The organism is Candidatus Nitrosotalea okcheonensis (assembly GCF_900177045.1).
Classification (GTDB): domain Archaea; phylum Thermoproteota; class Nitrososphaeria; order Nitrososphaerales; family Nitrosopumilaceae; genus Nitrosotalea; species Nitrosotalea okcheonensis.
The window spans coordinates 1,731,129-1,756,237 of the sequence record NZ_LT841358.1; the positions used below are offsets into that span (position 1 = coordinate 1,731,129).

Sequence of the window (25,109 nt, forward strand, 5' to 3'; positions counted from 1 at the left end):
ACGAAATGTCTAAGAATAATCAAACCAAAAAAAATGGCACGACTACATTCGAAGATTCACATGTAACTATAAACAAAATCCTTGTTGCAATTGACAAGTCTGGATATAAGAACAAAGCAACTGCATATGCTGTAACTTTGGCAAAATCTTTGGGAGCGGAGTTAACTGTTATCCATGTGATAGCAAAGTCATCATTTGGGGCTACTGGAGATTTGCTTTCGTATTATAGGGGTGGAAAACTCAAGGCCTATCAAGACGCACTTAGAAATGAGGCTGAAAAATTACTCAAAAAAGCAGTAGAATTTGGTGAGAATGAAGGAATACAGATGCATTCTGAGGTTATAATGGATTCATCAGCAGAGAAAGCAATCATAGATTATGCCAAAAAACAGAAGATGGATTTGATTGTAATTGGAACAAAAGGCATGACGGGAATTGAAAAATTCCTTATGGGAAGTGTAGCTAATGATGTTATAACATATGCACACTGTCCAGTATTGGCTATAAGATAGGCTAAATTTATCAGGGCTAAAGTTCGGTCGTCGAACTAGTTGAGTTGTTTCATGAGTATGTTTTTAACATAATCTGTTACTTCTAATCCATTTTGAGAAGCTTGATCATTTAATTGATCCCACATTTTTTTATCAAATTTCTTCTTTGGATTGAAAACAAGACGTACAGTCAAAAGTCCTTTTGGTGCTCCGCGTTTTACCCCGGTTCTTATCATAACTTCTTGAAGTTTTCCATCAGATACTGCATTGACTAATTTTTCTTGTAGTGCTTTTGGTTTTCTTGCAATCTGTATTGCTTCATAAAGTGTTATTTCTCCACTCTCTAATGCTTGTTGCAATGGCTCTGCTAATGTCAATACGCTTAGCCATTCACTTACTGTACTTTTAGACAATCCATATTTTTTTGATACTCCAGTAATGCCTGACTGTGTTGAATCAACTAATTTTCTTACCATTTTTGCTTTTTCAATTGGTGGCAGATCTTTACGAATTAAATTCTCAAACAAAGAAGCTGCTTCCGCTTCTGCACCTTCAAGTTCTGTTACTACTGCAGGTATTTCTCTTGTTCCCTTTGCACTCAGTGATAAAAATCTCCTGCGACCTATGAGTAACTTGTATCTCTTACTTGCATTATCAAATCTAACAACTACCGGTTGTAATAATTCGAACTTGGACAAATGATCTTTGATCAATTGGTCTCTGGAATCTTCTCCAAAAGGATGGTCTTTTCTAACATTTTCATCTGCAATATCTATGAGCTTGAGGGGAATGTTCTTAATTTTCATAATGATATTTAATTACTAAATGTATTTATAATTTCCTTCTCCTAGATTAGGCTATTTTATGGCTAAAATGCCTCAATTTACAACAATTTTCAAATAAAATGTAGATTACGCATCATTTTTTCTCTGTGAATCAGTAGTTTACATTTTTTACCCTAAACCTTAAATCGTTTTTGAAAGATCTAAAAAAAACTATGGAAAGAATCAGTCTCGGATTTGATATCAATACTGAAGAAATCCTAAGCAAAACATCATTCCTAAGTTATCATATTGCAACATACAACGCAGTAAATGGAGAATTAGGAATGGCAGATGGGCCTGTGACAGTGGATGAAATATTTGATTACATAAATGATCTAAAACATGAAGGAGTAGTGACAGACATGCCAAGTATCACAAAATTGGATGTTTTGTTAACCTTCAGACTTCTCTTAAAAACAGGATTAGGAAAACAGACTACCAATAATCTTGCTATTCTGTCAAACTGAATCATAGGCTGATATTCAGTTAGGAGTTTATGAAATCTGAATTTTTATAATGCTAATATTTTTTTTGCAGAATTGATTCTTTCAAGTATCTCCTTTAGAAATATGTCTGCAAAGTGTTCGAATGTTCTTACACCATATTTTGACTCGTATTCTTTTTTTCTTTGGTTATATTCTGACTTTAACCAGTTAAAGTCTGCCTCCTTTAATCTAATCATGTTGTTTTGTGATACTGCTTTAGATTCAAACATGTTGAGCATGAAAATGCTTGCAAATTTTGTAAAGTTATTAGCCTTGTATTTTTTTTCATATTTTTCTTTTAATATCTTATAGTTTTCCTCAAACCATATCTTCACATCTGATCTGACTGTTAATGATGTGTATCGACCTGAAAAGTCAATCTTTATGCTATGCATTCCAACCTCGTAGTATTCACGTTTTATCTCATTCATCATAATTATCAAAGCACTAGGTAGGAACATTCCAGGATAGTATTCATCAGTGGCTTTTTGTAGTGTAGTTATGATGGCAGGTTTTAGTCCTATTGTTCCATATCCTTGACTGGGCATATGATTTGAACAATGAGTTGCATTAAAAATCTTTAATTAGTATTTAAATAAAATCACATAGTTTTCTGGAGATGATACGATTGTAGGAATGTGATAAAATCTATTGTTTAAAAATAATTAAAAATATTTTTGGCAATGGTCCTATAAGGGAACCATTGTATCAATTAATCTTGTATTGGTTACGTGCCCATCTTTCTGTTGAATAACCAAATCTACGGTGTGTTTCAATTTGTTTAACAGAAAAGTCACTTGTACATCCCATGAGTCTTGAGGGCCCTTTTCTGGTAAAGCAAAGAGTTCTCTGATCTTGAAATCTTGGATTTCAGTACCATATAGTGACTCTGTTATTTTTCTAGAAGCTTTTTCAACTTCATCGCGTGTCTTGACTGGAGTCATGAATTAGTATATGATTAGTAAATATAAAAATATATTGATTTTCGATTGTCGAACTAAAACAAATGATACAGTCTAGCCAAGGACAATTTTTGTGCTGGCTCTGATGTGATTCACTTCATATCAACTGTAACTTTGTGGGTTTCAGGATCAATCTCTATTTTTGGAACTGCGTTGTTGTAGAGCATATTTTTCTTGCCAATCTTTCTGCAATTTTTGACTGGGAGTAATTTCTTTTTCAAACCATTTTTTATTACTAGTTTTGAAGTAAAAGTTACAGATGTTGCATAATATCAAACGATGTTATATCAAAAGAAGACGCAGAACGAATGCAACGAATACTTTCTACAGAACTAAAAGTTATGCCTGAAAATATGATTATAGGAATAGCTACTGGAGGTTGTCCGCATCTGCAATACGCGAAGATCCAACGATAAATTTGGCTGTAATTGATGAAATAGAAAAGAAAGATCCCACTCTTGACATGATCATAATTGAAAGTGGAGGTGATAATGTCATGACTACCTTCAGTCCAGCTCTCGCAGATTATTTAATTTACATAGTAGATGTAGCTGGTGGAGACAAATATCCTAGAAAAGGCGGACTGGGAATAGAGAGTTGTGACATGCTTGTGATCAATAAAATTGATCTTGCATCACACGTGGGAGCAGATCTTGCTATGATGAAAAAAGATGCAAAAAAATGCGAGCAGAGAAACCATACGTATTTGTTAATTGTCAAACCGGTGAAGGACTAGATGACTTGCTGAACACATAATAAAATCAATACTGTTTGACAAAAAACCTATTGTCAAAAAGGATCAAACAAGATGAATTCACTCATTCCAGACATTTTCAAAAACTATGTAAATAAAGAATTCAAAATGCCAGGTCAAAATGGTGTTATACGGATAGAACTTCATACAAATGATGATTCTAAAACATATATCAAATCACTGTCATCAAAAGCACCGTTTTTAATTCAAAAAGCAATGTATCCTGATTCTAAAATCCGTATTTTGCTCATATCTACATAATGTCATCTTCTGGAGGTATTCTGCAAGGCGATGAACAGAAAATTAATGTTGTAATGGGAAAAAATTCTACCGCAAGAATCACGACTCAATCAGCAACCAAAATTTACAAGATGGAAAACGGCTATGCTTCTTAATACATTGACATACTCAGTCAAGAAGGTAGCTATCTGGAATTTGTTCCACACCAGATTATCCCATTCAAATCATCTAGTTTTATCAAGAAGTAAATCTTGAAGTTGAAAAAGATGCCATTCTCATCTATTCAGAGATCATATAGGCAGGTTGTATTGCATCTGGCGAAAAATTTGATTTTGATCTTTGTTTTCTTCGTACTTCAGCTAGTAGGAATGGTAAGATACTTTTCACAGATGTCATGAACTTGAGTCGTAAAGACAAGGCAAATTTTGAATCAATATTTGGAGGAAAAGACATATTTTTGACAATTTACATAATTAGAGATTCTATATCTGTAGAAATGATTGTGGATAAAATCAATTCAGCTGTAAATGCCTCTTTTTTGGCTAGTTGCTCTACCTTACCCAATAATTCTGGCATTATTGTAAGAATACTTGCTAACTCTGTTTCTGAAATTGTGACTCTGGCAGAACATGTTACTGACATCCTTCGATCTTTTACTGAGAAAAATTCTCCAATAACGTCTACAACTCAAAACTCATCAGTAAATATTGTATAATTCGCATTTTTCAATTTTTTAGAATTTGAAATCTTGCTGATCAGAAGTTTTATAATTACTAAATCCTTTATATCTACATGAGTTTTACAGATGGCATACTTGGTGAAGGTACACAATTCTCTGTAGGCGAAGAAACGCGAAGATACAATTTACTTGCTGGACAATTAATTGCTGATCTTATCAAAACCTCATTTGGACCTAGAGGGTTTGAAAAAATCTACATTGATCTTTTGGGTGAAGCTACCTTGACAAAGAATGGCTCTACGATGTTGCGTAAAATCGACGTTGAACACCCTGCTGCCAAGGCAATGATAGATGCTTCAAATTCTGTTGACAATGAAGTTGGTGATGGAACAATATCGGTAGTTATTTTGGCTGGGTCTTTGCTTGAAAAGGCGGGAAAATTACTGGATCTGGGTATGTCGCCTTCTACAATTGAGGCAGGATACAGGAAAGCGACTGAATATTCACTTGATATTGTAAAATCAATTGCAAAAGTTTCTCATTATTCAAATAAAGAAGTCATGCTCAAGTTGGCTGAAACATGCTTGCGAACAAAGGCAATCTCTGTATTTAGCGAAAATAAATATGTAGCAAAACTAGTAACTGACGCATTTTGTACAATTGCAGATTTTGTAAATCGTACAGTTGAAGTAGATGATATTAAAATAGAAGAAAAACCTGGCAATACTTCAGATATCCAACTGGTAAGAGGGGTGGTTATTGACAAAACAATAGATTATTCTGGAATGCCAAGGATGATTGAAAACTCAAACATTCTTCTAATCAATGTAGAGCTTGATGATGAAAGAACAAAGACTGATGCAGAGATTGTAATTAGCTCTCCGCAAGAAATGCAAGCATACATTTTGAAAGAAAGTGATGACATAAAGAGAAAAGTCCAAAAAATAATTGATTCAGGTGCAAATCTTGTGGTTTCCCAAAAGGGAATTAGTCGATCGGCCCAAAATTACCTGTCTAGGGCAGGCATAATATCGCTTCGTAGGGTAAAAGAAAATGACCTCCATTGGTTGGAAAAAGCATCAGGTGCTTTGACAGTGACTGATCTTGACAATATATCTGAAAAACATCTGGGATTTGCAGGTAAAGTTTATGAGAAATTTGTAGGTGATGATAAGATGGTATTTGTAGAAGGATGTAAAAATCCAAAATCAGTCACTATACTATTACGAGCAAATTCCAAGAGAATGCTTGATGAATACCACCGTACGGTACTTGATGCTATAATAGTTCTCAAAGATTTCTTTATCAATCCGTCTATAGTAGTTGGTGGAGGTTCTACTGAAATGATTATTGCAAATGAGCTTAGAAAAAGATCACTTTCAATAGAAGGGAAAGAACAGATTGTGATTCAAAATTTTGCTGAAGCCTTTGAAGAAATTCCACTAACAATTGCTAGAAACTCAGGAATGAATATGGTTGATACAATTGTTCAGTTAAGAAATAAAAACTCTGAACATAACAATGGGCGTATTCATTCATGGTATGGAGTGGATGCAATTGAAAGAAAAGTTCGAGAGATGTATTCGCAGGATGTTATCGAACCACTTGCAGTCAAGGAACAGGTAATAAAAACAGCTTCTGAAGTAGCATCATTATTGATACATGTGGATGAAGTTATCATGAAACAACCTATAATGTATACTCATACTCATGGTGATGGAAAAACACATTCACATGCACGAGGTAACCAACCTCACGATCATTTTGACAAACTTGGTAAGATGCAACGACCATCTCACCATTATTATTGAATTATGAAATCGTGATTAGAAAATCTTTCATATTTTTCATCTATTTATTCTGGCAAGTAGTGCTGAATAGATGAATGGTAAAATGGTTGTTATTTCTGCATGTATCGTAGTTTGTTTTGCATTTTGAGTTACCTTGCCCCATGAAATAGCCTCTCTTACAAGTGCTCCACTCAAACTTCCGTCAAATTCTTGTGCCGTAGTGATGTAGACAGCATAATCCAAACCATTTCTATATTGATTCCACCAAAGAGTATGATGTTTTGATATTCCGCCACCTAACATAAAAGCACCAGATTTCTTTGCCTCAAAAATGAGCGAAGACAAGAGATCGCTATCTCCTACCACATTTAGTTTGAAATCCTTGTGTTTTTGAGTAAAAAGCCAGATCTGACTGCCTACTCCTCCATCCATTATTCCTGGTACTATTACTGGTATGTTGTTCTTATATGCCCAATACAAAAATGAGCCATCTCCCAGATTTTCACCTATCATTCTAGTAATGTCTGCAGTGAACATTTCTTTTTTACCTGATTTGTAAGCTTCTTCCAAGAATTCTTGCATCTTTTCTTCAATTATGGGCCCATAGCTTTCTAGGGGAACAAGCACATTTCCTAATCTGTGAACATTTTGTTCTAAAAGTTCTGAATCATCAAGAGTAAATGATCCTTCTAAATAATTTGAAAAATATCTTGCTATGTCATGATCAAGTGCTCCACATGTAGTAATAACAACATCAAACATCTTGTTCTTGAGCATATCTGCAATTATTCCTCGAAGACCAGTGGATGTAATTGCTGCAACAAACGAGAGAAATTTTAGACATTGTTTATCGTTAATCATTGCTGAGAGAATTTCCAGTCCATCAGCAAGGCTTCTTGATTCAAACCCGCCAGATGTTGACATCTGATTGAATATGTTTTGAAGATCATCCCCATTTTTTATTATGATGTCTCTTACTGGTCTATCATTGCCTTTCATCCTCTTCTAATTTACCTCGTAGTATAAATTTCTTGAAATTTTATTTGTTGAGATTAGAGAGATTTTAAATATTTGTAGTTTAATTGAAGATGATGCTAGATCTAGTTCCAAAAAAAATATTCCTTACTAGGGGTAAAGGAGTACATCAAGACCAACTCACAAGCTTTGAATTTGCATTACGTGATGCAGGTATTCCAAACACGAATTTGGTATTGATTTCGAGCATATTTCCTCCTGGAGCGCGAGTAATTTCACGTACCGAAGGTTTGAAATTGATTCGCCCTGGTAGCGTTCAATTCGTAATCTACGCACGACAACAATCTAATGAGCCTCATAGGTTGATGGCAGCTTCAGTAGGATTAGCAGAACCCGCAGACAAGAAAAAATGGGGATATCTATCTGAGTATCAATCATTTGGAGAAACAGAAAAAGAGGCTGGTGATTATGCAGAAGATATAGCAGCTCAGATGTTAGCCTCTTCATTAGGAATACCATTTGATGCAGATAAGAATTGGGATCAGAAAAGACAACAGTGGAAAGTATCTGGACAGATATACAAAACTAGGAATATCACTCAGAGTGCAGTTGGAAATTCTAAAGGAAGATGGACTACAGTGTTTGCTGCAGCAGTATTGATCCTCTAAAATAATTATTTTTCAAACTGCAAAAAGAGACAAGTCTCTGCTCTTTATGGATGGTTTAATTTCTTTTTGTTAAAATAAGTTTCAGATAATTCCTTGTAATATTGTTCTAATTTTTTGTATAATCGTTTTGGCTTTCGTGGGCTTTCCATGCCTAGTGCGTATAAACATAAAACTGGAAATGCTACTGTGGCATCTGCATACACTACGATGACGTCTTCATGAGAATCTTTTACCTTACCCCAGCTTTTTCCTTCCTGTAATGTAGCTCCAGACAGCCTCCTGTGTCGGGTCTGGCATCAGTAATCTGAATGATGTAATTTTGTCCGCCATGACCCAATCCCAATATTTGGTCTAATAGTGGACCGGTCTGTTGTGCCGTATTTTTTGGAACGCCTCCGCCAATTTCCACAATTCCTGCCTTTTTTGAATTATACAAAATTGCTGCCTGTTCAATTATTTCCCTCACAAAATCTAATGAAAATGGTTTGTTAGCAAGCCTAAGAGGAGCTAAATCAAGGGCAAGTGAAGAATCCTTCAATGTCGAAATGTAGAGGGGTACATCATAATCATATGCAGAAACAACAAAACTTTTTTCTGGTTTTTTTGAATACTCTTTTGAGTATTTGCCCATCCAATTTGCAAATTCTGCTGTAGTAAATGGTTTTTCAATTAAATTCTTTTCAAACATTTTATGTATGATTTTATCTTGTTCCTTGAGTGTTTCTTCACCTTTGATGTAGACATCTCTAATTCTGACAATATCTTTTTGATATAGAATCATATCATCCACTTCAAAATGTCCTTGTTTTACAGGTAAATTCCATGCAAAATGATCTTCATGATATAAATTGGAACCTGTAGAAATTATCCAATCAACAAATCCTTTCTCAATAAGAGATTTAAACAAACCTCCAAATCCAACTGGAGTCATTGCACCTGCAATAGTGAGGCATATTGTTGCATCATCTTCAATCATTTTTCTAAACAATTTTGCAGCTTCACCAAGCTGTCTTGCATTGTAACCTGAATTTGCATAAATTTCTACGAGATCATCGATTTTCATATCAGGATTTACTTCTATGTGAGGAATATTCTTTCCATGAAAATGGTGATAATCCATCAGACCGTGTAATTACGATTCTACTAGATAATATTTTCTAATGACATCAATATTTTATTCCAATTTTATTGAACAGAAAATATTTCATATATCCATGTTCTTGAAACAGAATTTTGCTATGAAAAAAAATAATTTTGCAGTTTACGTATAACTTTGTAAGAGTAATTTTGTAGTTTACGTTTTTTCAAGACATCTTTTTATACAAAGATTTGATCCAATTGGTGCTTACAATGAAAACAAGTTCAAAAAATGCTTCACTGTTATGGGCTGGAACAATAGCCGTTTTGTTACTTGTAGTAATATCTGGCAATTCTGTCTCAACATTCTCAGTTTATGCCGATTCAGGTTATGTTGGTTCTAATACACAAACTGCCAAATCATGTTCTGGAAAACCATCACAAAATACTGACTGGTCTAATTGTGATTTACATGGTGTTGATCTTTCATTTCTTAACCTATCTGGAATAAATCTTTCAGGAGCAAATCTTCAGGGTGCGAATTTGTATGGCACTAATCTTTCAGGAGCAAATCTTGTAGGTGCACAATTGGCTGGCGCTAGCGTCAACTCTGTAGTTTTGTCTGGTGCAAAATTGGACGGAATTACCGCACAAAATATGGACTTTTATCATGCCACTCTCGTCGGAGCAGATTTTCAAGGTGCAAATCTACAGGGTTCTGCATTTGGCTCTGTTAATTTTCAAAATGCTAATTTCACAGGTGCAAATCTCTCAGGTATTAGGGCAATAACATCAAGTTTTACAAATGTTAATCTTTCAAAAGCGGACTTGTCAAATGCAAACTTGCGCGCCTCTGATCTTACAGGTGCAAACCTATCTGACACAAATCTTCAATACGCGGATATTTCATACGCCATTTTAGCTGGTGCGGATCTTACTGGAGCTAATGTAAGTGGACTTGCTACTGCAGGCACTGATCGTTCTTGTCATGGAAGTCCAATCTGTCACTAGTAGTTTTAATTAGTTGAAATTATTATATAAAGTAAATTCTATATCTACATAGTATGTTTAAAAATTTGAACAGTCAATAGGAAATTGATTTGATTTGTATGAAAACGATTCTGCAGTTTACGTATTGTTGTATGTGTAAAATTTTGTAGTTTACGTTTTTTTAGGACATATTTTTATACAAAGATTTCACAGCTTGTTTGTGCAAATAGTATTACTCCTACCAAATTTTGTAATACTATCATGTACATTTTTTGGAGGTTTCTCATAATGGATGTGTGGCCTTTTGTATTTTTATCAATTCCAACTATGGTTATTTTGGGATTACGCCATGGGGTAGATATTGATCATATAACAGCTATCGATAATCTTGTTCGATTACATAATGCTATGAAGAAGTCACGATGGATAGGAGCTTCATTCAGTTCCGGTCATATGACATCCGTGTTAGTAGAAATGATCTTTATCATATACCTAGTTGGCGGGTTCATTAATCTTAACAATTTAGCATTTTGGGGAGGAATAATTGGAGCAATTGCTCTTGGAACAATAGCGGTAGTAAATATTTACTCTATGAAGAGATGGGGTAAAAGCAGCTCTGCGATACTTGCAAGTAGAATCTTGTCTAAAACTGGTATGCTGGGTACTTCCGGTTCGGCATTTGTTACAGGTCTTGTATTTGGATTAGGTTTTGATACTGCAACACAGATATCAGCGATCAGCTTATCAGCTGTAGCTTCTGCAACAATGGGAGTTCAAGTGGCACTATTCCTTGCGGGATTTTTTGCATTAGGGATGATTCCAATTGATACTCTTGATAGTGTATTGCTAAGATCTGCACTTTCTAAGATATTCCATACCAAAGGATTTCGATACATGTCATATGCTCTTAGTGGGGTTGCACTACTTGTAGCCACGGGTGAATCCTATGGAATACTGATGCATGTAGATGTTCTGCCTGTGTGGGTAGGTGCTACATTGGCCGCAGGAATCATTTTGACATCATTTGCATATGGATTTGCTACGCGAAAGGGTGGAGTAAACATATCTCAATCTCCTAAACCTTTGTAGATTCCTGTCCTTCTCTTGCAATAAGATGAATACCAAACAGTATAATTGCAATGGCAATTAACTGATATGTACCAATAGGCTCATGCAAGAATATTGTTGCAAAGACAAGACCGAATATTGATGATGTAGAAAAAATTAGTATTGTTCTTACTGTTCCTATTCGCTTAAGGCTGTGCAAAAAGAAATAAAGTGAAAATCCAAAACCTAGAATTCCGAGAAAAAGAATATTTGGGATTTCTGAAGGTGTTATGTTGGTGGGTATCTTTGATAACAGTACAGTAACAAAGAGTATGCCGCCCTGATTATGGATCTTAGTCGAACTAATCTTGAGATGTCTACTCTGTGAGAGACAATTCTGCTTAGATTATTATCTAATGCGTAACATATGGCAGCTGAAAGAATAAGTAAATTCCCTTCCTTTTTTAAATCAGAAAGAAAATTTGAAAATTCAAGATTCGTTGTAATTACTATGACATCAATTAACACTAATATTATTACAAGATAACCTAAAGGCTCGAGTTTCTCTTTAAAGAGTAGGATTGCAAATAAAACTATGAACACAGTCTCACCGTTTAACAAAATGGATGCATCAGAAGCAGTAGTTTTTGTTAGGTCCATAAGTAATAGAGTTGGAGCCAAAACCGGATATAACTAAGATAAAATACCAATCTTTCTTCTTTATTGGTTTTAACACGGATTTTCTTGTCAGTGATACAGAAGCTAAAAAAGCTAAAAGATAAACTAATGATGCTAACAATAATGGATTTATGTTTGAAAGAATTAGTTTTGAAAGTGTAGAGATGGAGCCAACCAAAAGAACAGATAATATTGCAGCCAAGTATCATATTTTTGCAGACTTGAGATCTAGCTGATTCAATAAATTATTGTTATATTGCTTGAAGTTAAATCTCGTTCTACGTTTTGACTAGTGTAAATAAGAAAATGAAATAAATCATCTAATTGTAATAATTAAAAAGTTACTTGTGTCTTTTTTCTGTTATTTTTAAACCTGTACTATTATCTTCGATTTCATCAAGCCTAGCTTCAATTTTTGGTTGATATTTCTTCATTGCAACCCATGTAAGAAGACTACAAAAGGTTATGATTGCTCCAATTGTTAGCGCTTCTGCTATCATGTTCAAATGCGTTATCTGATCATTATGATATAAAATAACATCATAATATAAGATTCAAATTTTAGTCGTGATTATGGAAAAATTATATGAAATTTTCTATATGAAAAGATAATTTCCATAGTTTTATTGATACATGTGATTTTTATATGCTTGTTCAAGTTTGACCAAAATTAGTAAGTTACACATACTAAGTTACGCATACTAATCCAATATAATAATAGCTGGAAGCATAGTAAAGATTAGAGATTTACTATGTCTAGTCCTAATCGAATTTTACTTCTTCTTGTTGTGTAGTAGCGTTACAGTGTGCACACTTTTCTGACGGGGTCTTGAAATATACCATGTGGCAATTTTTACAGGCTCTCAGATCACTCAATCTTATCATATTAGTCTTATCAGTATCTCTAGTAGAAAAATCTTATTTTGATTTTAGCTACAAATTGTGATAACTATTCAGCATTTCTGAAATGCATCTAATCTAATGTTTGATTTATCTGCAACATATGAAAAAACTAGTGTATGAAGAGTCATTATAGGGAATATCTGAAGCTAAACAAAAACATTTTTCTTGCATTTCTTGCATCTGTTATAATTTCTGCTATATTTGCACAAATATTCTCACTTCAAGCAAAATATGTCAATAGTTCATTAACTCTTGTAATTGATTTGTCAGTTTACTATGCAGCTTTTTCAGGCTTTTTTTATATTGACAATAATAAAAAATATCTCTTAGAATCAGGTAAGTTAGACAAATCTAGGCTGAAAACAGACCTATTCAAAATTATTACTTCATTGGGATTGAGTGAAATAATCTATGTTGTATGTAGATGGATATTACAATATTATCTTTTAACTAGTAATTATGAAGCATATGCCTCATCTGTTTTGGCGCAATCAATTTCATTCATAGTTTATTTAATCTGTGTGAATCTTATTGCTAGGTCCGTAAAGTTGTATAAAGATAAAGGGTAACTACATTATCATTATTAATTCGTAATCTACAAAATATTTGTTATAAAGAATAAAGCAAAAATAACAAAATTTTTCCTAGTTATTGTGATATTAGTAGATTACATATTATATATCTGGATATATATGATAGAATATCACACTCACGTAGATGCCGCAAACAAAACCTATTGTTGATATAGTAAATGTCGTTGCTTCTGCATCAATTGATCAAAGAATTGATCTTGTAGAAATCACCAAAGCATTTCCGGAATCTGAATACAATCCAGCTCAATTTCCAGGATTAGTTTTTAGATTAAAAACTCCTAGAACTGCTATTCTTATCTTTAGTTCTGGCAAATTTGTTTGTACTGGATCAAAATCCGAAAAGGATGCAATAGCTGCAATAAATACTGTAATACAAAAACTTCGAAAGACAAAAATAAAAATAAAAAATGATGCTGTCATAACAATCCAAAATATTGTTGCGTCTGTCAATCTTGGCGGTGGAGTTCACTTGGCGCTTGCTGCTAGAAGTCTTCCAAGAAGTATGTATGAACCTGAACAATTCCCAGGTGTTATACATAGGATGATAGATCCTAAAACAGTGACACTGATCTTTGTTTCAGGTAAGCTTGTATGCGTTGGGGCAAGAACCGAATCCGAGGTATATCGGGCAGTCTATAATTTACACACAATGCTCGAGGAAAAACAACTCATGCATTATCAAACCTAGAAGTCTTGATCACCGAACTTGAACTAAAATTAATTCATTCATGTTTTAAAGGAGGGAACTAAACTAAGTGAACAAAACCCCTCAAGGGCCCGTCTAATACCTTTTTGACGAAATTATAGGTAGAGAATTAAACTGATTGAATAACTCTCCCAACGAGTCTTTAGGAATAAAATCAACACTAAAACACTAGCAGAATCCTACACCAATTTTTTAAAGCATGTATGTCCAGTACGTGTAAGAAATGAAAATGTTACTAATAATCAAAATTACACCTACAATTAATGCAATCTTAGTATTCAATAATTCTTCTTTATGATCTTGGAATGAATCGCAGCCTGGTCTTTGCAGATACTGTAATTATTGATACTAACGCAACAACAAGTATCAAAGATGCAATGGAACCAAATTCTGGTACTGGTTGAGTACTGATTTGATCAATTGTTGAAGAAAATATAGCTGCTGGCTGTGGTCCCATTATCTCTTGCATGGAACCAGATGAGCCAACTATGAAAAATGCAGGTGTTCCCTGTATCCCTTTTGATGAACCAATGTCTTTGTTGTATGCTACGCTATCTGCATACTTGCCAGAATCAAGGCAAGAGTTGAATTTGCTTGCATCAAGACCTAGGGTTATAGCGTATGATTTGAGATTATTTGAATTGGCCCATCCGCTCTGTATTGCTCCCTGATTGGAATATAGATAATCATGATACTCCCAGTACTTGTTCTGATCTCCTGCACAATGTGCAGCCTGTGCTGCTACAGGTGAATCTGCCCCTAAATATGGAAAGTCAACAAAATACAATTTTGTCTTGTTTGTATCGATATAATTTGCCTTTATCGTAGGCTCTTCGTTCTTAAACCAAGCATCACATTTTGGACACTGGTAATCACCAAACTCTATAATTGTAACAGGGGCATTTGGAGAACCTAGAACTGGGGATGCTTTTGAAAGGTCAATGTTTCCACTTGCCATCATGGCACCTTCATTCATCATAGTTTTATTTCCCCAATTAGACATGTTTCCATTCATGGAACTATTTTTCATGCTATCAATTGCAGGCATTGAACCTTGCATAGTTTGAGCAAAAGCGTATGAAGTACCTGCAACTAAAACTGAAAACATTATAATCGATAAAGCAATTTTCATTTCTGCAAGGCAGATCTTTTTTTATCATTTAAGTTTTTTTCCAAATTGATCAAAAAATCTTGAACGTTCAAAATGTTTTATAGGATTTGGAAATATCGTTAAATAATCTGCAGTCCCTATCTAGTCGGATTGCAAAGACAGGCACTGGAACTAGTTTTTTCAAACAAAAAATACCTTGCATTATCAGCATCCATTTTTTTCTCCCTGTTTTTTACATTGTCAATAGTTTCAGAGTTTATCTTCTTTTCACCCAAATTCATATTCTATGTGCCATTTTCTGCAAGCATCAGTTTTACATTGATTGTAATAGTATCTGCTCTATCTAGTATTGTAATCAGTCTTAGTATCTATCGAATTCGTATGATGGGAATCGGTGTCAGAAAATCTGGCTCTGGATTTTTAGGTTTCATAATTGGTGCAGGAGCGGGAGCTTGCAGTTGTGGATCGATTGGATTTGCAGTAATATCTACATTTGGTGCGGTCGGTGGAACAGCTACTGCCTTTCTTACAAACTATGAGATTCCGCTACGTCTAGTTTCAATAGCAATTTTGGCATACACGTATTACGTTACTGTCAAGGGAATAACAGCACAGTGTAAAATCACATAATGGAATATTCAATATGATCTTGAACTGTTCAAATCAATACTTTAGTATCTATTTGAGGGCAGGATCTATGTGACTCAAAAAACTCTGCAAATAGCTACTTTTGGACAAGACAAGGAAGCATACTGGCAGCCATGTCTTCATCCAAGTTCATCAAGGTAGGAATTGTTTCGATTTCTGCAATACTGTCACATGACTTGAAAAAGGAGCAGTTCTGTCTCCAGTACGATGAGTCACATCTTGTGCATTTCAGATGTCCAGTCTGGAACACCAGATAAATGCCGTACGTTGGATGATTGTATGCTAATCTTTAAGAAGACAACTGAAGTAAGTTTAAAACATGGCAAGTAAGGGCATTCTGAGCCTTATTTTAGTAGCTATTTTATTTTTAGGTTTTCATGGAACATCATCTGTTTTTCAGGTGCCACAAAAACAAGTTACCACGATTCTAGATCCTGTCAAAACTGGCCTGTTTGGAGTGGTATTTGCTGACGAGGGCGACAGCTCAGACAATCAAAAGACAAGTACGGAGGGTGAGCATAGCTCACAGAACCGATCACAATTTCAAGAAAGCAACCAAACCACAAATACACAAAATAACGAGTCAGAGAGCAATCATCAATCAGAACACCAGTTAGAAAGTAATGTTAAAAGTAATCCTCTTTACACCGGACCTGATGATAAGAAATACAACCAGACCGAAGGCAGTGTACAGTCTAACCCAGAAAATAACCAGACCGAATCTGAACACCAGATAGAAAATCAAGCAATAAACAAAAATCAAAACCAGACAGAACATGAAACAGAAAATGCTAACAAGACAGAGGCTGAGCATCAAGCAGAGACTGAAAATTCAGATAAAGAAATCAAAAACGAGAACAATAATCTTAATGCAACACGCCATGCAACAGAACATGATCTATCCGATATAGCAGAAGCAAAGACAAACCAGACCATTGCAGCACAGGCAGATATTGGAACAGGAAATGTTACTGCAAAATCTATTGATAACAATGTTGTCTTGAAGGTTGAAAATTCCACCACTGATGCTGTAAACATGACTGTCAGTGCATCCAGTCAGAGCGGTCCCAAGGTCATACTGATAAATCTTAACAGTACTACAATAGATGTTGGAAACGTAAAATATCTGCACATAATGTATGATGGACAGCCAATAGAACCTGCTGCAAGTGTTGCTGATGTACTGCATCCCACAAGCTCTGGCCCGCCTCGCTTTGCTATACTTGTTACACAGAGTGGTGCACAGATTCTCATATCCATCCCACACTTTTCTACACATACAATAACCATTACCTCGCTTTCCAAAGTTATTCCCTCAGTTCCGGAATTTGGTCCCCTTACAGGTATTGTCTCAATATTGGCAGTTATCAGCGTCGTCATAATTTCACGGAAAGCTAAATTTTATATTTCTTAAAACCGAAAAATGATAGTAGGTGATATCCCAGCAAAAAAATGTGCTTAGGGGAGGGAAGAAGTTTACTTTTGCCATCAGAACAAACCGTAACAACTATTGGATTGTCATATTTCAAGCCTCTATTCTGGCTCTATTCTTTTTACAGTTTCACTATTCTTATGCATTTGTGACCAATCAAAACTCATCGTTTGTGGTAGGTCAGCCCTCATTTACCACCATGATAAATACACCAATAAATTCAAGTTCGCTTAATGGCCCAATCGGCATTACGTTTGATTCTGGAGGAAATCTTTGGGTTGCCGATAGTAGTAACAACAGAATTCTTAATTACTCCTCATCAAGTTTTGGCTTTAACCGCCCAAATGCCACAACTGTACTGGGACAGTCGTCCTTTACAGCAGGTGGATTTGGTACGACTTCGACCACATTACGTGCTGCATCTGCACTTGCATTTGACTCCTCAGGAAACCTGTGGGTGGCAGATGAAGATAACAGTCGCATACTGGAATATTCACCTCCATTTACAACAGGCCAGGCAGCATCTCTTGTACTTGGACAATCATCTTTTACAACTGGTGGTACTGGTACAAACACAACAACACTTAACACACCTGATGCTCTTGCATTTGATTCGCATGGAAATCTGTGGGTCTCAGACCAAGGCAACAATCGCATACTAGAATATTCACCTCCATTTACAACAGGCCAGGCAGCATCTCTTGTACTTGGTCATTCAACATTTACTCAAACATCCTCTGGAACTAATGCAACTGCACTGAACAACCCCTTTAGCTTGGTATTTGACTCGTCTGGAAATCTCTGGGTCACAGATCAAAATAACAATCGCATACTACGATATTCCACACCATTTACTAATAATATGGCTGCAAGCCTAGTCTTGGGACAATCATCTTTTACTACAAATACTGTCGGTACGTCCAATAATACGCTCAATAACCCCAGCAACATTGCATTTGACTCGTCTGGAAACCTCTGGGTTGCAGACGGCAGCAATAATCGTGTACTGGAATACAAGTCATCGTTTTCAAACGGAATGGCAGCATCACTTGTGTTTGGCCAGGCAAATTTTACATCAAATGGAATAAACAACGGGTTTGCCAATCCTTCAGCAAGCTCTCTTAACGATGTAAACGGACTTTTATTTGACAAGTCAGGTAATCTCTGGGTGTCAGACTCGGGCAACAACAGAATAATACGATTTGTCCAAACAGGCCAGAATCAAGCCCTGGTTGATAATTCTATTGCCACGGTAACAGTCAATCCAACCACGCCACAATTGATGATAGCTAATTCCAACACTAATCTGTCAACTATAAAAATCCCTTCAACAGTTACCAACACTACAATAAACTACTCCAACATCCTAGTCAAGAAATCTGATGGTAATTCAGTTACTCTCAATAACGCATTAACTGTCAAGGCCAACAGTACAAATGGAAATGTTCAGATCCTCTTGCCAAAAAATATTGTAATAAATGGTTCAAGCTCATGGAAAGGTACTATCAATACTGCAACTATCAGTTCGGTGTCTTTGCCTCAAGGAACCTTACCTGCTGCAAAAATAGAGGTAGGTTTTGGCTCGGCAAAATTGACACTCAGTAAGGCAGTAGAATTGGACTTTTCAGGAAATGCAGGAAAGAGAATTGGTTTTACACATGGTGGACCATTCACGGAAATTACACAAGTTTGTAGTACGGATGACGCAACAGGGATACCATCAGGTTTAACCGACTGCAAAATTGATGTAGGCTCAGATCTGCATGTCTGGACTTTACACTTTACCACTTTTGTAGTATTTACTGTTCAATCAGCAGTAGGGGGAAGTACTCCTGGCTTTGCGCCATCGTTTACTACTGGATTTGCACAAAATGAATATCCTCTTACAATAAATGCAAATAACTACAAACTTCCAAACTATACTAATACAGGGATATTCAGCACGATTCAGGTAGGGGAACCATTTGTCATCAAAGTATTACTATATGGTGACAATGGACTACAATCTGTAAAACATGTCTCTCTTGTTACAAATATGCGTGGAAACTATGCATCAATTGCAGGTGCTGATACAGCAATATTTTGGGATGCGACACAACCATTGCAGATAGTAGACCCTCACCATTTTTTTGGACCAGTCACGGTAAATACTACCGTTGTTGACAATAAGATACTCCTTACATTCCATGGTACTTTTGCAAAACCAATGCCTGTATCAAATATTGGAATCAGGACATGGGGTTATGACCTCTATTCGCGTGATGTTTATGTAATCAATGCATGGCAAGCAACTTCGAGTCCGCCAATACAACAGCTAAACACTACGCCACCATCGCAAAAACAACTTCTAGTTAATGATTCCACCGTAGGCGCTACATTGAATCTACAGTCTACAAACCCGCAACTATTGTCAACATCAAATAAACTAGACTTGATGGAATCGATCAAAGAATGGGGCGGATACTCTAATAAATCAATCTCAGATTCTGAGATGCTTCATATGTTTGGATTGAGTGGAGATCATGTGCCACAATGGGTGATGAAAAATATCAAGTGGATAATTGATGGAACAATAAACATACAAGACTTTGGAGATGCACTACATTATCTAAGTGACAACAAGATAATAAAATAATAAATTAAGCCTTGCTTAACGTATTCCATCTCAATTTTTTCTTTAAACTCTCTTTCTATTTCACAGCTTATTGCAATTGTGGTGTTTATGATCTAGTATGATGCACACAGGCCATTAAAATCACTAATTCTTTTTCACTATTGCCAAAAAGAACAGCCCAAGTATTACAAAACCTAGTATGGAAATGAGAGTGTCTGCTATTGTAGTAATCTGCAGGTTTGGTAGAATAATGTCCATTCTTGGCAGTACGGCTCTAATAGAATAGAGCCCAAATGCAGCGGAAACAAAAAGAAGCCTTTTCAGATTTGTGCGTCTGTAGGCAAAAAGTGATAATGCGAACAAAAATGCCGCAAATATACCGCTTGCAAAGTCCAGAGATTCTGGAAGGGCTGGAAGTTCGCCTCCAAGTTCAGGTGATCCTTGAATAGCAAGCAAAATTTGGTGTAGCATTATTTATCCCCCTTTTCCTTTTCATCTGACGAGAGTTGTAAGAAGAGGTCTACAAATCTATCCAATAGTCTGTCCCAGATGCTTGGGTGGTATTCTTTTAAAAGTGATGCCATGTTTTGCAGGTCTATTGCCAACTCGTATCGGACTGTCCTACCATCTCTTATGGATTTGACAATGCCTGATTCAACCAGTCTTGACATGTGCCAGCTTATGGTTGGAGGGGAGAATCCCTTGAAGTCTATGATATCTTTTTGTGTAGAATCTGGGTGCTCCAAAAGAAATACCAGTATGTCTCGTGATGTCTCTTGCCTCAAAAATGCAAGTATCTTATGATGTATCTCAAGTATCTCGACTGTATAATAATGCCTGTACATGCCAGACTTGGTGGACCTTATTTTGCCTGATTTTTCCAAGACTTCTAGATGGTGCTGAGTTGCACCCATGGCTAACCCTAATTCTCTTGTAATCATTCTAAGATGAGCTCCTGGATTTTTTTGAATGTACTCATATATTCGTCTTCTATTTTCCGAATCGTCTTCATTGTAATCATCTCGCAACAGATCTCTACCAATACTGTTAGATGTGATATAATAAAGACTAATGATAGTATAGGTGCAGTTAGCTAACTTTGCAAAATAAATACACTTCGGGCAACAGTTAGCATTGAAAATCAGATCAAACCTGAATTCAAATGTGAAACATCATATTCCAGAAACATTAGAACAGAATTAACAAAAACCTGGAAAAAGGAGACGTGGTGGAGCAACCTAGGATGGGGAGAAGGTTTACTCCACAATGTGTTTTATTGCTGCAGATTGTCGGTATCTGATGCGCTATCTGATCCGCTATCTGATCCACTTTCAGGTGATTCTGCACCCTTAGGACCACTCTTGTCTACGCCAGTCTGATCACCGTACTGACCACCGTGTTGTCCTTGCTGGTCTACGTTTGCCGAGCTTGAACTTGTGGGTTGTGCAAATACGTTATGTGACATACCGACTAGTCCAATAGCTATTACTGCAATTGCCATTAGTGGTATTGCTGCGAGTGTGTTTTTCTTGTTCATTGTTTTGTTTTCACCTCGAAAATATAGATATCAGATTTTGTATATTATAATTGAGGTACGGTTGTCTAATTGTTCTGTTTAGGTTTTGCAATGATTCTCGATGATATCTATCCCGTCTTAAGAATAAGCGAAAAATGGTTTACACAAATTTTTCATGAGAAATTTTCAGCGTAAAATGAATCAGTGGATTGTATGTGTAGAAAAAATGGGGCAGTTTGTGTTAACAAAATCTTTACCTTTTCATAATTTCTCATTGATCATTATTTCCAGTACTCTACTGTACAATACCTGTTAACTGTTAGCTGATTGTACCTCAATTATAATATACGATAAAAATTATTTTCAAACAATTCAAATGTTGACTATAACACAGCAAAGGAGACCCTTTCAAGTTAGCAAATACAGAAGCAAGATGGCCATAATTGCTGACATTTTGGAGGTTCTCATAGATTATGGATCAGACGGAGCACTAATATCTGCTATATCGCGAAGGGCAAATCTCTCACACTATGCAGTACTTGATGAGTGTCAGAGGCTAGGGGATGCAGGCATGGTAATATCTATGAAAAACAAGAAAAACCACATCTTTAGGATAAACGAGAAAGGCATACAATTCTTTTTTGAACTCCAGCGGTTTCTAGCTATAGTGCAGACAATGAACCTGAGGTACTAAAGGAGATGACTGCAATTGAATATGAGTAAATCACAATTTCTCTTGGCATTAATTGGAGTTGCTGCTCTGGTGGCATTTACATTTTATACCTTCTGGTCCTCTTCCTTGCCCAAGGCAGGAACAAAAGTAGAGCCGGCTGCAAGTACAATTTATGTTAACAACAATTCCAGCGTAAAACAAAACTCTGCAAACTCGGTTGCAATGAACATATTTGATAATAAAGACATGCCAGAAAATTACTATACTATACAGTTTCCGACCAACTTCAAGGTTGTACATGGGGATAAACAAGGCAAGCTAATTGCAAGACTGCAGCAAGGAACTGTTTCAGCCGAACTCATGGATGTACCGGATAACTCTAATCTACAACAATATGTTATAACACAGATAGAACCATCACTTACGTCATCTTTGCAAGGGTACAGCCGCATCAATTTCGGTCATCTCACAGTTACAGGCAACAATGCATTGGACATCACCTATACGTGGAAGAACTCTACATCTGAGATGGAGTCAACAAAGACCTTCGTTGAAGGCCAAGATCACACGATGGTGATAACATCCTCGTGGCCAAGAAATGAGTTCAAGCAGAATAATCCTTTGACAAATTCAATAATAGACAGCTTCCAGTGGCTGAGAAAGTGAGGTATGATTTGAAACAAATTCACATGCAAATAAAATATTTGGCTGCAATTCTATCAGTCATACTACTCTTTGGTGGGCTATACCTCATGTTTTTGTATGACGTTCCAGATACAGAGATGGCAACAAACACATGGGTTAGCCTGACACTAATAATTGCTGGAATAGCAGGCATCATAGTAAGCTTGCTCTGGAAAAAGAGGAACCCATTGATTGATGATACTGATCATAATGATGATACTGAGGATGAAGGGAAAAGATGATGGAACTCCATAATCCAAGTATTTTAACATCGAACCTCTCAAAGGTTTACGGGACATTCAAAGCAGTTGACTCTCTAACTATGGATGTTGAAGCAGGTGACATCTTTGGATTTCTAGGTCCTAACGGATCTGGTAAGACTACAACAATTAGGATGTTATGTGGACTAATTTTGCCAAATTCCGGAAAAGCAGAAATTGCAGGATTTGATATTATCAAGGACAGTGTAGAGATACGGAAGATAATTGGGCTTTTTCCTGAGAGTTCCGGCTTTTATAACTGGATGGGTGCAGAAGAATATCTAAACTATTTTGCAGCATTATACAAAATTGAAGCACAAATTGCAAAGAAGCGAACAAAAGAGCTTTTAGAAAAAGTAGGACTTGCATCAAAATCGCATGTGCCTATTGGATATTATTCAAGAGGAATGAGGCAGAGGTTGGGGCTTGCAAGGACTCTGATAAATGATCCACAAATCATATTCTTGGACGAGCCTACGCTTGGACTTGATCCAAAAGGACAGAAGGACATACAAAAAATATTATTTGATCTTAACCATGATAAAGGAATCACAATATTTCTGTCATCTCATGCACTAAATGAGGTTTCAGCTCTTTGCAAAAACGTAGCAATACTAAACCGTGGAAGACTGGTTGCCCAAGGTACAATAGATGAGCTAAGAAAACGTGTGGAAGGCTCTAAGGGATTGCTGATTACTATATTGAATTCTAGTGATGCACTAGAGGCTTTATCGCACATGCCATTTCAAGCTGAAGTAAAAGCAGATGGCAAATTAGTACACGTGACTATCCATGAGACCTTTGATTCTGTAAACGAGCTTGTTGATAGTTTTGAAAAAAACGGACTTGAAATACATGAGATCATCAGAAGGGAGATGAATCTTGAAGAAATATTCATAAAATTAACAGCGGATACCACGAACTCGTTAGAGAAAGGAGTGCTAAAGCAACATGCTTGAGTTTTTTAGACATGAGGTTTACGGAAACTTTTACTCTTGGCGTGGTGCCGCATGGCTTGTTGCAGCATCACTGATCTTCAGCCTAGTTGCATATCTGCTTATGACTGACAAGGAACTGAGTCTACTACAGCAGGGAGAGATGATCTACATCTTAGGTGAGGTCATAGTTGCCTTGGGAATAGTAATGTCTGCTGCAAGTGCATCTTCTACCATATCTGGAGAAATGGAAGCTGGTACAATGGAAAGCATACTTCTCACACCAATTACACACAGACAAATAGCCTTGCAAAAATTATTCTCTATACTTTCCATCTGGACTATATTTTATATCATTTCTATCCCGTATCTTGTGGTAGTTTCTCTTGGTACAAATCTTACACTTGCAGCAGTTCTCTATGTGGGTCTATTTGGAACCATCTTGGTTGCAGCAATTTCGTCACTTTCGATTGCAATCTCTGCCAAGTTGAAATCTTCTAAGGGCAGCATAATGACGGCTTTAATGATCATTCTAATATTACTAGCCCCTACCATGTTCTTTTCAAGTCTCTTCAGAAAGACTAGTTTTGGTATTATGCTAGATCAAATCAATCCAGTATCACATGCTATCAATTCTCTTGATAGTGTTCTAGTAGATAATCAGCAGACACTAGCTGAACAATTCAATCACATATGGCCTGTGATCATCTTTTTGATAATCTGCATATCGTTGTTTATGATATACACAAAAAGATTAGAGGTGCAAGGTACACAATGAGATTATCAATCAAAATAACTGTTACAAGTTTACTTTCTCTTTTGCTATTCTCCATTTTAATGCCCATCCACTCCCCAGATCAATCTGTATTTGGAGAATTGCCTACTGGCTCTAACCCAATAAAAATGGAGATTACATCTTCTAGTAATATTCATGCAATTGCAGGACAGATCATCACAGTTAACGGAACAATAACAAATCTTGGTTCAAGTCCTGTTGGAGGAATTGCATATATCTCAATTATTGATGTCAAGGGCAAAATTCCTATAGATTTAGAAGACTGGAGTGCACACAAGGGCATTGCAATAGATTCCCTAGCCCCTGGTCAATCAATTCCAATGGAATGGCACGTAAGGCTTGTCAAGGATGGCTCTTATACCGTTGTCATACTTTTTAGCTCAAATGATGGTTCTACGCCACCAACATCTAGTGTAAAAACATTCCTTGAAGTATCTCCAAAGCACAGTCTAAATCCAGGCAATGTCCTTCCAGTGGTTTTTGGAGTTCCCGCTTTGCTAATGACAATACTTGGAGCAATCAATTATGGCAGAGGAAGAAAGATGGGAGTTTACAGATGAGATTATTCGCCTGTATTT

32 protein-coding genes and 1 pseudogene are annotated in these 25,109 nt (G+C 36.2%); 20 read left to right on the plus strand and 13 right to left on the minus strand.

All coding sequences use genetic code 11. The annotated features are described in order from the left end of the window. The first annotated feature begins 5 nt into the window (after positions 1 to 5). Entirely contained in the window at positions 6 to 512 is a 507-nt protein-coding gene (locus BQ3481_RS10165; protein ID WP_157928158.1) for a universal stress protein, read from the plus strand. Positions 513 to 547: 35 nt separating this feature from the next. On the opposite strand, the gene BQ3481_RS10170 is transcribed toward BQ3481_RS10165, so the two are convergent. Then, positions 548 to 1,297: a ParB/RepB/Spo0J family partition protein gene (locus BQ3481_RS10170; RefSeq protein WP_157928159.1), complete on the minus strand. Its 750-nt coding sequence runs from the start codon at positions 1,295 to 1,297 to the stop codon at positions 548 to 550. A 191-nt stretch (positions 1,298 to 1,488) separates the two neighbouring features. On the opposite strand from BQ3481_RS10170, the gene BQ3481_RS10175 reads away from it, so the two are divergent. Then, the gene (locus BQ3481_RS10175) at positions 1,489 to 1,782 is read left to right on the plus strand and encodes a hypothetical protein (protein WP_157928160.1); all 294 of its coding nucleotides are present in this window, start codon (positions 1,489 to 1,491) and stop codon (positions 1,780 to 1,782) included. Between the two features lie 44 nt (positions 1,783 to 1,826). On the opposite strand, the gene BQ3481_RS10180 is transcribed toward BQ3481_RS10175, so the two are convergent. The 3 genes from BQ3481_RS10180 to BQ3481_RS11915 form a co-directional block, all read right to left on the minus strand. After that, the gene (locus BQ3481_RS10180; protein ID WP_157928161.1) at positions 1,827 to 2,348 is read right to left on the minus strand and encodes a hypothetical protein; all 522 of its coding nucleotides are present in this window, start codon (positions 2,346 to 2,348) and stop codon (positions 1,827 to 1,829) included. Positions 2,349 to 2,489: 141 nt separating this feature from the next. Next, positions 2,490 to 2,744 (minus strand): hypothetical protein, encoded by a 255-nt coding sequence (locus BQ3481_RS10185; protein WP_157928162.1) that lies wholly within the window; start codon positions 2,742 to 2,744, stop codon positions 2,490 to 2,492. 110 nt (positions 2,745 to 2,854) lie between these two features. Beyond that, positions 2,855 to 2,983 carry a hypothetical protein gene (locus BQ3481_RS11915; protein ID WP_255408309.1) on the minus strand — a complete coding sequence of 43 codons (129 nt, stop codon included), beginning with the start codon at positions 2,981 to 2,983 and terminating at the stop codon, positions 2,855 to 2,857. A gap of 158 nt (positions 2,984 to 3,141) precedes the next feature. On the opposite strand from BQ3481_RS11915, the gene BQ3481_RS10190 reads away from it, so the two are divergent. The 5 genes from BQ3481_RS10190 to thsB all read left to right on the plus strand — a co-directional run bounded on the left by BQ3481_RS10190 (position 3,142) and on the right by thsB (position 6,246). Then, entirely contained in the window at positions 3,142 to 3,498 is a 357-nt protein-coding gene (locus tag BQ3481_RS10190; protein WP_231911791.1) for a GTP-binding protein, read from the plus strand. A gap of 72 nt (positions 3,499 to 3,570) precedes the next feature. Further along, positions 3,571 to 3,777: a hypothetical protein gene (locus BQ3481_RS10195; protein ID WP_157928163.1), complete on the plus strand. Its 207-nt coding sequence runs from the start codon at positions 3,571 to 3,573 to the stop codon at positions 3,775 to 3,777. Then, the gene (locus BQ3481_RS10200) at positions 3,777 to 3,911 is read left to right on the plus strand and encodes an urease accessory protein UreD (RefSeq protein WP_157928164.1); all 135 of its coding nucleotides are present in this window, start codon (positions 3,777 to 3,779) and stop codon (positions 3,909 to 3,911) included. The genes BQ3481_RS10195 and BQ3481_RS10200 overlap by 1 nt, the downstream gene beginning before the upstream one ends. Before the next feature lie 152 nt (positions 3,912 to 4,063). Next, on the plus strand, positions 4,064 to 4,471 hold the full coding sequence (locus BQ3481_RS10205; RefSeq protein WP_338140704.1) for an urease accessory protein UreD: 408 nt from the start codon (positions 4,064 to 4,066) through the stop codon (positions 4,469 to 4,471). Positions 4,472 to 4,548: 77 nt separating this feature from the next. Then, positions 4,549 to 6,246: a thermosome subunit beta gene (thsB, locus tag BQ3481_RS10210; RefSeq protein WP_157928166.1), complete on the plus strand. Its 1,698-nt coding sequence runs from the start codon at positions 4,549 to 4,551 to the stop codon at positions 6,244 to 6,246. 36 nt (positions 6,247 to 6,282) lie between these two features. Here thsB and BQ3481_RS10215 read toward each other — a convergent pair whose 3' ends face one another. After that, a complete protein-coding gene (locus BQ3481_RS10215) occupies positions 6,283 to 7,224 on the minus strand; it encodes a deoxyhypusine synthase (RefSeq protein WP_157928167.1) in 942 nt (313 codons plus the stop codon). Between the two features lie 92 nt (positions 7,225 to 7,316). Here BQ3481_RS10215 and BQ3481_RS10220 point away from each other — a divergent pair, with 92 nt between their 5' ends. Next, positions 7,317 to 7,868, plus strand: a complete 552-nt coding sequence (locus BQ3481_RS10220) for a pyruvoyl-dependent arginine decarboxylase (RefSeq protein WP_157928564.1) — start codon at positions 7,317 to 7,319, stop codon at positions 7,866 to 7,868. A gap of 44 nt (positions 7,869 to 7,912) precedes the next feature. Here the strand turns inward: BQ3481_RS10220 and BQ3481_RS10225 are convergent. After that, positions 7,913 to 8,988, minus strand: a pseudogene (locus BQ3481_RS10225) (homospermidine biosynthesis protein). 230 nt (positions 8,989 to 9,218) lie between these two features. Here BQ3481_RS10225 and BQ3481_RS10230 point away from each other — a divergent pair. Next, the gene (locus BQ3481_RS10230) at positions 9,219 to 9,956 is read left to right on the plus strand and encodes a pentapeptide repeat-containing protein (protein ID WP_157928168.1); all 738 of its coding nucleotides are present in this window, start codon (positions 9,219 to 9,221) and stop codon (positions 9,954 to 9,956) included. Positions 9,957 to 10,223: 267 nt separating this feature from the next. Continuing rightward, positions 10,224 to 11,024, plus strand: a complete 801-nt coding sequence (locus tag BQ3481_RS10235) for a HoxN/HupN/NixA family nickel/cobalt transporter (RefSeq protein ID WP_157928169.1) — start codon at positions 10,224 to 10,226, stop codon at positions 11,022 to 11,024. On the opposite strand, the gene BQ3481_RS11985 is transcribed toward BQ3481_RS10235, so the two are convergent. The 3 genes from BQ3481_RS11985 to BQ3481_RS10250 form a co-directional block, all read right to left on the minus strand. Continuing rightward, positions 11,011 to 11,349, minus strand: coding sequence for an EamA family transporter (locus tag BQ3481_RS11985; protein ID WP_157928565.1), 339 nt, complete (start codon positions 11,347 to 11,349; stop codon positions 11,011 to 11,013). The genes BQ3481_RS10235 and BQ3481_RS11985 overlap by 14 nt on opposite strands. Then, positions 11,271 to 11,663 carry an EamA family transporter gene (locus BQ3481_RS10245; RefSeq protein WP_394336726.1) on the minus strand — a complete coding sequence of 131 codons (393 nt, stop codon included), beginning with the start codon at positions 11,661 to 11,663 and terminating at the stop codon, positions 11,271 to 11,273. Before BQ3481_RS10245 ends, BQ3481_RS11985 begins: the two co-directional genes overlap by 79 nt. A 338-nt stretch (positions 11,664 to 12,001) precedes the next feature. Beyond that, positions 12,002 to 12,160, minus strand: coding sequence for a hypothetical protein (locus tag BQ3481_RS10250; protein WP_157928171.1), 159 nt, complete (start codon positions 12,158 to 12,160; stop codon positions 12,002 to 12,004). A 1,120-nt stretch (positions 12,161 to 13,280) separates the two neighbouring features. Between BQ3481_RS10250 and BQ3481_RS10255 the strand changes: the two genes are divergently transcribed. Next, a complete protein-coding gene (locus BQ3481_RS10255) occupies positions 13,281 to 13,844 on the plus strand; it encodes a TATA-box-binding protein (protein ID WP_157928172.1) in 564 nt (187 codons plus the stop codon). A 310-nt stretch (positions 13,845 to 14,154) separates the two neighbouring features. Here BQ3481_RS10255 and BQ3481_RS10260 read toward each other — a convergent pair whose 3' ends face one another. Beyond that, entirely contained in the window at positions 14,155 to 14,994 is an 840-nt protein-coding gene (locus tag BQ3481_RS10260) for a thioredoxin domain-containing protein (RefSeq protein WP_157928566.1), read from the minus strand. A gap of 129 nt (positions 14,995 to 15,123) precedes the next feature. Here BQ3481_RS10260 and BQ3481_RS10265 point away from each other — a divergent pair, with 129 nt between their 5' ends. From BQ3481_RS10265 to BQ3481_RS10275, 3 genes are all read left to right on the plus strand, one after another. Then, entirely contained in the window at positions 15,124 to 15,603 is a 480-nt protein-coding gene (locus tag BQ3481_RS10265) for a hypothetical protein (RefSeq protein ID WP_231911793.1), read from the plus strand. Between the two features lie 337 nt (positions 15,604 to 15,940). Continuing rightward, complete coding sequence (locus tag BQ3481_RS10270) at positions 15,941 to 17,035, plus strand: hypothetical protein (protein WP_157928173.1); 1,095 nt, start codon at positions 15,941 to 15,943, stop codon at positions 17,033 to 17,035. Between the two features lie 19 nt (positions 17,036 to 17,054). After that, positions 17,055 to 19,688, plus strand: coding sequence for an NHL repeat-containing protein (locus tag BQ3481_RS10275; RefSeq protein WP_157928174.1), 2,634 nt, complete (start codon positions 17,055 to 17,057; stop codon positions 19,686 to 19,688). A gap of 123 nt (positions 19,689 to 19,811) precedes the next feature. Here BQ3481_RS10275 and BQ3481_RS10280 read toward each other — a convergent pair whose 3' ends face one another. From BQ3481_RS10280 to BQ3481_RS10290, 3 genes are all read right to left on the minus strand, one after another. Beyond that, positions 19,812 to 20,138 carry a hypothetical protein gene (locus tag BQ3481_RS10280; protein WP_157928175.1) on the minus strand — a complete coding sequence of 109 codons (327 nt, stop codon included), beginning with the start codon at positions 20,136 to 20,138 and terminating at the stop codon, positions 19,812 to 19,814. Beyond that, entirely contained in the window at positions 20,138 to 20,695 is a 558-nt protein-coding gene (locus BQ3481_RS10285; protein WP_157928176.1) for a winged helix-turn-helix transcriptional regulator, read from the minus strand. The genes BQ3481_RS10280 and BQ3481_RS10285 overlap by 1 nt, the downstream gene beginning before the upstream one ends. 245 nt (positions 20,696 to 20,940) lie before the next feature. After that, a complete protein-coding gene (locus BQ3481_RS10290) occupies positions 20,941 to 21,204 on the minus strand; it encodes a hypothetical protein (protein WP_157928177.1) in 264 nt (87 codons plus the stop codon). A 358-nt stretch (positions 21,205 to 21,562) separates the two neighbouring features. On the opposite strand from BQ3481_RS10290, the gene BQ3481_RS10295 reads away from it, so the two are divergent. The 6 genes from BQ3481_RS10295 to BQ3481_RS10320 are packed head-to-tail and all read left to right on the plus strand — an operon-like array spanning position 21,563 to position 25,091. Next, positions 21,563 to 21,877, plus strand: coding sequence for a winged helix-turn-helix domain-containing protein (locus tag BQ3481_RS10295; protein WP_320410698.1), 315 nt, complete (start codon positions 21,563 to 21,565; stop codon positions 21,875 to 21,877). A 21-nt stretch (positions 21,878 to 21,898) separates the two neighbouring features. After that, a complete protein-coding gene (locus BQ3481_RS10300; protein WP_157928178.1) occupies positions 21,899 to 22,522 on the plus strand; it encodes a hypothetical protein in 624 nt (207 codons plus the stop codon). After that, positions 22,507 to 22,782 carry a hypothetical protein gene (locus tag BQ3481_RS10305; protein WP_157928179.1) on the plus strand — a complete coding sequence of 92 codons (276 nt, stop codon included), beginning with the start codon at positions 22,507 to 22,509 and terminating at the stop codon, positions 22,780 to 22,782. Before BQ3481_RS10300 ends, BQ3481_RS10305 begins: the two co-directional genes overlap by 16 nt. Continuing rightward, complete coding sequence (locus BQ3481_RS10310; protein WP_157928180.1) at positions 22,779 to 23,759, plus strand: ABC transporter ATP-binding protein; 981 nt, start codon at positions 22,779 to 22,781, stop codon at positions 23,757 to 23,759. The genes BQ3481_RS10305 and BQ3481_RS10310 overlap by 4 nt, the downstream gene beginning before the upstream one ends. Further along, entirely contained in the window at positions 23,752 to 24,513 is a 762-nt protein-coding gene (locus BQ3481_RS10315) for an ABC transporter permease (RefSeq protein ID WP_157928181.1), read from the plus strand. The genes BQ3481_RS10310 and BQ3481_RS10315 overlap by 8 nt, the downstream gene beginning before the upstream one ends. Then, the gene (locus BQ3481_RS10320) at positions 24,510 to 25,091 is read left to right on the plus strand and encodes a COG1361 family protein (protein WP_157928182.1); all 582 of its coding nucleotides are present in this window, start codon (positions 24,510 to 24,512) and stop codon (positions 25,089 to 25,091) included. Before BQ3481_RS10315 ends, BQ3481_RS10320 begins: the two co-directional genes overlap by 4 nt. Positions 25,092 to 25,109 lie beyond the last annotated feature (18 nt).

Coding starts and splice junctions, on each gene's coding strand:
- BQ3481_RS10280 (WP_157928175.1), bottom strand. CDS start 20,138: ATGCTACACCAAATTTTGCTTGCTATTCAAGGATCACCTGAACTTGGA.
- BQ3481_RS10175 (WP_157928160.1), top strand. CDS start 1,489: ATGGAAAGAATCAGTCTCGGATTTGATATCAATACTGAAGAAATCCTA.
- BQ3481_RS10260 (WP_157928566.1), bottom strand. CDS start 14,994: ATGAAAATTGCTTTATCGATTATAATGTTTTCAGTTTTAGTTGCAGGT.
- BQ3481_RS10180 (WP_157928161.1), bottom strand. CDS start 2,348: ATGCCCAGTCAAGGATATGGAACAATAGGACTAAAACCTGCCATCATA.
- BQ3481_RS10170 (WP_157928159.1), bottom strand. CDS start 1,297: ATGAAAATTAAGAACATTCCCCTCAAGCTCATAGATATTGCAGATGAA.
- BQ3481_RS10320 (WP_157928182.1), top strand. CDS start 24,510: ATGAGATTATCAATCAAAATAACTGTTACAAGTTTACTTTCTCTTTTG.
- BQ3481_RS10230 (WP_157928168.1), top strand. CDS start 9,219: ATGAAAACAAGTTCAAAAAATGCTTCACTGTTATGGGCTGGAACAATA.
- BQ3481_RS10215 (WP_157928167.1), bottom strand. CDS start 7,224: ATGAAAGGCAATGATAGACCAGTAAGAGACATCATAATAAAAAATGGG.
- BQ3481_RS10315 (WP_157928181.1), top strand. CDS start 23,752: ATGCTTGAGTTTTTTAGACATGAGGTTTACGGAAACTTTTACTCTTGG.
- BQ3481_RS10235 (WP_157928169.1), top strand. CDS start 10,224: ATGGATGTGTGGCCTTTTGTATTTTTATCAATTCCAACTATGGTTATT.
- BQ3481_RS10290 (WP_157928177.1), bottom strand. CDS start 21,204: ATGAACAAGAAAAACACACTCGCAGCAATACCACTAATGGCAATTGCA.
- BQ3481_RS10220 (WP_157928564.1), top strand. CDS start 7,317: ATGCTAGATCTAGTTCCAAAAAAAATATTCCTTACTAGGGGTAAAGGA.
- BQ3481_RS10270 (WP_157928173.1), top strand. CDS start 15,941: ATGGCAAGTAAGGGCATTCTGAGCCTTATTTTAGTAGCTATTTTATTT.
- BQ3481_RS10200 (WP_157928164.1), top strand. CDS start 3,777: ATGTCATCTTCTGGAGGTATTCTGCAAGGCGATGAACAGAAAATTAAT.
- BQ3481_RS10310 (WP_157928180.1), top strand. CDS start 22,779: ATGATGGAACTCCATAATCCAAGTATTTTAACATCGAACCTCTCAAAG.
- BQ3481_RS10250 (WP_157928171.1), bottom strand. CDS start 12,160: ATGATAGCAGAAGCGCTAACAATTGGAGCAATCATAACCTTTTGTAGT.
- BQ3481_RS10195 (WP_157928163.1), top strand. CDS start 3,571: ATGAATTCACTCATTCCAGACATTTTCAAAAACTATGTAAATAAAGAA.
- BQ3481_RS10255 (WP_157928172.1), top strand. CDS start 13,281: ATGCCGCAAACAAAACCTATTGTTGATATAGTAAATGTCGTTGCTTCT.
- BQ3481_RS10300 (WP_157928178.1), top strand. CDS start 21,899: ATGAGTAAATCACAATTTCTCTTGGCATTAATTGGAGTTGCTGCTCTG.
- thsB (WP_157928166.1), top strand. CDS start 4,549: ATGAGTTTTACAGATGGCATACTTGGTGAAGGTACACAATTCTCTGTA.
- BQ3481_RS10185 (WP_157928162.1), bottom strand. CDS start 2,744: ATGACTCCAGTCAAGACACGCGATGAAGTTGAAAAAGCTTCTAGAAAA.
- BQ3481_RS10165 (WP_157928158.1), top strand. CDS start 6: ATGTCTAAGAATAATCAAACCAAAAAAAATGGCACGACTACATTCGAA.